The sequence below is a fragment of the Lacisediminihabitans sp. genome (genome assembly GCF_036404185.1).
Lineage (GTDB): Bacteria > Actinomycetota > Actinomycetes > Actinomycetales > Microbacteriaceae > Lacisediminihabitans.
On record NZ_DASWPB010000134.1, the window covers coordinates 1 to 4,141 of the forward strand.

General features: G+C 69.2%; 5 protein-coding genes. 3 read left to right on the forward strand and 2 right to left on the reverse strand.

Annotated features, from left to right (window positions below; translation table 11 throughout):
- Positions 1 to 641: prephenate dehydratase (locus VGC18_RS09715; RefSeq protein ID WP_331096734.1), on the reverse strand; the 641-nt coding region annotated here is incomplete at its 3' end.
- 10 nt (positions 642 to 651) lie between these two features.
- Entirely contained in the window at positions 652 to 1,368 is a 717-nt protein-coding gene (locus tag VGC18_RS09720; RefSeq protein WP_331096736.1) for a TetR/AcrR family transcriptional regulator, read from the reverse strand.
- Positions 1,369 to 1,435: 67 nt separating this feature from the next.
- On the opposite strand from VGC18_RS09720, the gene VGC18_RS09725 reads away from it, so the two are divergent.
- The 3 genes from VGC18_RS09725 to pgm are packed head-to-tail and all read left to right on the forward strand — an operon-like array spanning position 1,436 to position 4,138.
- Complete coding sequence (locus VGC18_RS09725) at positions 1,436 to 2,164, forward strand: SDR family oxidoreductase (protein ID WP_331096737.1); 729 nt, start codon at positions 1,436 to 1,438, stop codon at positions 2,162 to 2,164.
- Positions 2,164 to 2,481: a nuclear transport factor 2 family protein gene (locus VGC18_RS09730; RefSeq protein ID WP_331096739.1), complete on the forward strand. Its 318-nt coding sequence runs from the start codon at positions 2,164 to 2,166 to the stop codon at positions 2,479 to 2,481. The genes VGC18_RS09725 and VGC18_RS09730 overlap by 1 nt, the downstream gene beginning before the upstream one ends.
- Positions 2,482 to 2,518: 37 nt before the next feature.
- Positions 2,519 to 4,138 carry a phosphoglucomutase (alpha-D-glucose-1,6-bisphosphate-dependent) gene (gene pgm / locus VGC18_RS09735; RefSeq protein ID WP_331096741.1) on the forward strand — a complete coding sequence of 540 codons (1,620 nt, stop codon included), beginning with the start codon at positions 2,519 to 2,521 and terminating at the stop codon, positions 4,136 to 4,138.
- Positions 4,139 to 4,141 lie beyond the last annotated feature (3 nt).

Here is a 4,141-nt window from a genome sequence, read left to right on the forward strand (position 1 = left end):
GCTCCCGCGCGGTCCTCCGGGAGCTCGGCGACGATGCTGGTCTTGTCCGCGCCGGTCGCGGGCGGGATCGGCGCGGTTCGGGCAACCAGCACGAAGCGGGTGACGGCGTTCGGGTTGTCCCCGATGTTCTCGGCGAGCACGTCGAGGTCGTAGTGGGCGGTGATGCCGGGAGGTGCGATCGCGGCGTCGGCGAGGTCGGAGTCGAAGAGGGATGCCGCGGCGGCGACGTTCGAGGTCGACGGGATGTGACCGTGATCGGGCAGGTTCGCCTCGAGCCAGCGATGGCACTGTCCGTAGGCGACCGGATGCGCGTTGACGACCTTCACCTCCCTGAGCGTCGTTCCGCGGGGGGCGACGAGGACGAAGTTCACCGGAACCAGGTATTCGCCCACGATGCGGAGATTGGGGATGGTGGCCAGCGCATCCTGAGTCGCCGACACCCCGCCCTCGACGGAGTTCTCGATCGCGATCATCGCGGCGACGCTCCTCCCGGCGACGACGTCGCCCAGGGCCTCCCCCACGTTGTTCACCGAACGCCAGGTCTTGCCGGATGCCTCGGGGACCTGCGCGAGCGCCGCCTCGGTGAACGTGCCCGCCGGTCCGAGATAGCTGTAGGTCTCCGCGGCGTCCGTTGCTGGCATGAGTCGAATCCTAGCGGCTGGCATGGACCGACAGCCGGTCCAGCCAGGCGTCGAGGAGAGGTCGCTCCGCCGAGCCGATCTCCTCGACCGGCTCGGCCGCCATCGTCGACTTGAGGGCGATGGCGGCGCCGGCGACCGACAGCCGTTCCCCCGTTTCCGGCACGGCGGCATCCCGGGTGATCGCGGCGATCATGGACTCGCGGACGCGCGCGGACAGGGCGTCGGCCGCGGCATCCGGCTGGCTGATGAGCAGGAGGGTGAGACCGACGTTCGCGGACATGATCATCCGCGCGGAGACCGGCGGCGGGAGGCGGAGCAGCCCGCGGGCGGCGACGGCCTCGAGCTTGCCCATCAGGAGCCCCTGCGCCTCATCGGCGGCCTTCGCATGATGGCCGGGCTTCACCTGCCCGTACATGAGGGAGTAGAAGGCGGGATTGTCCGTGCCCCAGGCGACGTGATCGTCCCAGCCGACGCGGATGTCCTCGATGGGATCCCCCGTCGACTCGAGCTCGCGCTTGCGCTGCAGGTACTCGCCGAAACCGTGGCTGACGACCGCGGAGAGCAGCCCGTCCCTGTCGCCGAAGTGGTGGTACAGAGTCGGCGCGGTCACCCCGGCAGCCTCGCAGATCGCGCGGGTCGAGACCTCGGTCCCCCGGTCGGCCAGCAGGCGGGCGGCAGCGTCGAGGAGCCTCTGCCGCGAACCGTGCTCCTTGCGCTTTGCTTCCATATCGCTATAGTACTTTATATAGCGACGATATAGTCGCTTCTATAACGCGCTTCGAAAGGGAAAGATCATGGATCAGAGGATCGCCATCGTGACGGGGGGCTCGCGAGGCATCGGCCGTGCGGTCGCCGAACGGCTCGCGGCGGACGGCTTCGGCGTCGCCATCGCCTATGCAAGCAACGAGGCCGAGGCCAAAACGGTCGTGGAGGGCATCGAGGCGAGGGGCGGATCCGCCATCGCCGTCCGCGCGGACGTCGCCGACGAATCCGCGGTCACGGCGCTGTTCGAGGCGACGGAGGCCCGCTTCGGCGGCGTGGACGTCGTCGTGAACGCGGCCGGGATCATGATCCTCGGGCCCCTGGCCGGCTTCGACCTCGCCGACTTCGACCGCACGGTCCGCACCAATCTGCGCGGCACCTACGTCGTCGACCAGCTCGCCGCGCAGCGGGTGCGGGACGGCGGGGCCATCCTCAACTTCTCCACCACCGTGACCCGGACCTCGCTGCCCAACTACTCCGCCTACGCGGCCACGAAGGGCGCGGTGGAGGCGCTCGGGCTCATCCTCGCCAAGGAGCTCGCCGGTCGCGACATCACCGTCAACACCGTGGCGCCCGGACCGACCGCGACGGACCTGTTCCTCGACGGCAAGGACGAGGCCCTGATCGAACGGATCAAGGGCCAGAACCCGATGCACCGGCTCGGGACGCCGGAGGACATCGCGGAGGTCGTCTCCTTCCTCGCCGGCCCCGGTCGGTGGATCAACGGCCAGGTCGTCTTCGCGAACGGCGGGACGGCCTGATGGTCGCCCTCCCCGCTCCCATCCAGCGGATGGTCGACGCCACCAACGCGGCAGACACCGAGACCTTCCTCGCGACCTTCGCCGACGACGCCTACCTCGTCGACTGGGGGCGGGAGTTCCACGGCCGAGACGGGGTCGCTCGCTGGAACCGGAGCGACAACATCGGCAAGCACGCTCACTTCGAGGCGACGGCCTGCCGGCAGGAGGCCGACGAGCAGGTCGTCACGCTCGTCGTGAGCGGGGGTGGGTACAACGGCACCGGCGACATCCGGTTCACCCTGGAAGGCGACCTCATCAGCAGGATGATCATCGCCTGATCTTCGCCCGGTGACGAGGGGGTGCCAGACTGGATGCATGAACGTGCGCGCAGGACAACCGGCCCAAGCATCCGACCTCATCGACGTCCCGGCGCTCGTGCAGGCTTATTACGACCTGGTGCCCGATGTCACCATCCCGGAGCAGCGGGTCGTCTTCGGCACCTCCGGCCACCGCGGCTCCGCCTTCGACCGCGCCTTCAACGACACCCACATCGCCGCGATCACCCAGGCGATCGTCGAATACCGGGCGGGGCAGGGCATCACCGGGCCACTCTTCATCGGGCGCGACACCCACGCCCTCAGTCGTCCCGCGGAGACGACGGCCCTCGAGGTGCTCGAGGCCAACGGGGTCAATGCGCTGACCGACGAGTTCGACGACTACGTGCCGACCCCGGCCCTCAGCCACGCGATCATCGCCTACAACGCGGCGGGGCACGACGACCGGGCCGACGGCATCGTGGTGACCCCCAGTCACAACCCACCGCGCGACGGCGGTTTCAAGTACAACCCGCCGCACGGCGGACCGGCGGACAGCGACGCGACGACCTGGATCGCGAATCGGGCGAACGAGATCATCGCCGGGGGCAACCGCGAGGTCAAGCGCGCGGAGCCGAGCGGCGTCGGCACCTACGACTTCCGCGGCCACTACGTGGCCGACCTGGAGAACATCATCGACGTCGAGGCGATCAAGCGCGCCGGCGTGCGCATCGGCGCCGACCCGCTGGGCGGCGCGAGTGTGCACTACTGGAGCGCGATCGCCGAGCGCTACGGCCTGGACCTGACCGTCGTCAATCCGGAGGTCGACCCCGCCTGGGGGTTCATGACCCTCGACTGGGACGGCAAGATCCGGATGGACCCGTCCTCGGCATCCGTCATGGCCTCGGTGCTCACCCACAAGGACGAGTACGACATCGTGACGGGCAACGACGCCGATGCCGACCGGCACGGCATCGTGACGCCGGACGGCGGCCTGATGAACCCGAACCACTATCTGGCGGTCGCCATCCAGTACCTCTACCAGAACCGGCCGGGATGGGCGGCGGATGCGGCGGTCGGCAAGACTCTCGTCTCCAGCACCATGATCGACCGGGTCGTGCAGTCCCTCGGGCGGCGTCTCTGGGAGGTGCCGGTCGGTTTCAAATGGTTCGTGCCTGGGCTCGTCGACGGATCCGTCGCGTTCGGCGGCGAGGAATCGGCCGGTGCGAGCTTCCTGCGCAAGGACGGAACCGCGTGGACGACGGACAAGGACGGCATCCTGCTCGCCCTGCTGGCCAGCGAGATCATCGCCGTGACCGGCAAGTCGCCGAGCGTGTTGTACGCCGAGCTGACCGAGAAGTACGGCTCACCCGTCTACGAGCGCATCGACGCCGCGGCGACCAAGGCCCAGAAGGCGGCGCTCGCTGGGCTCGACGGAGAGGCCATCACCGCTGACACCCTCGCCGGTGAGCCGATCACCGCGAAGCTCAGCGTCGCGCCGGGAAACGGCGCCCCCGTCGGCGGCGTGAAGGTCGTCACCGAGCACGCCTGGTTCGCCGCGCGCCCGAGCGGCACGGAGGACGTCTACAAGATCTACGCCGAGTCGTTCCTCGGTCTCGAGCACCTCAAGCAGGTGCAGGCGGAGGCCAAGACGATCGTGGATGCCGCGCTCGGCTCCTGAGGG